This is a genomic window from Pseudomonas sp. H26/SER47-MNA-CIBAN-0231, assembly GCF_040310465.1.
In the GTDB taxonomy this organism is placed as follows: domain Bacteria; phylum Pseudomonadota; class Gammaproteobacteria; order Pseudomonadales; family Pseudomonadaceae; genus Aquipseudomonas; species Aquipseudomonas atacamensis.
This window is the reverse complement of sequence record NZ_JBEOPW010000068.1, coordinates 1-279: the sequence shown is the minus strand read 5'-3', so window position 1 is coordinate 279 and position 279 is coordinate 1. Positions and strand designations below refer to the sequence as shown.

Genomic DNA, 279 nt, shown 5'->3' with positions numbered 1-279 from the left:
GTCCGGATCGACGCGCTGATCGACGCGGCGCAGGACATCCGCTGTTTCCGGGTCTCGCGCGTCGACGGCCAGCCGTTCGACGCGTACGAACCGGGCGCCCATATCGACGTCACCGCGCCGTCCGGCATCACGCGGCAATACTCGCTGTGCGGCAACCCCGACGAGCGCGGCAGCTACCTGTTCGCGGTGAAGAAGGAAGCGCGGTCGCGCGGCGGCTCGCGTTCGCTGCACGACGACGTGAGCGTCGGCGCCGAGTTGTCGATCGGCACGCCGCGCAAC

The 279-nt window shown here is 70.3% G+C and carries 1 protein-coding gene; it reads left to right on the top strand.

Going from position 1 to position 279, the window contains the following annotated elements:
• Positions 1 to 6: 6 nt before the first annotated feature.
• On the top strand, positions 7 to 279 hold a 273-nt coding region (locus AAEZ10_RS27285), incomplete at its 3' end, for a ferredoxin reductase domain-containing protein (RefSeq protein WP_502947714.1).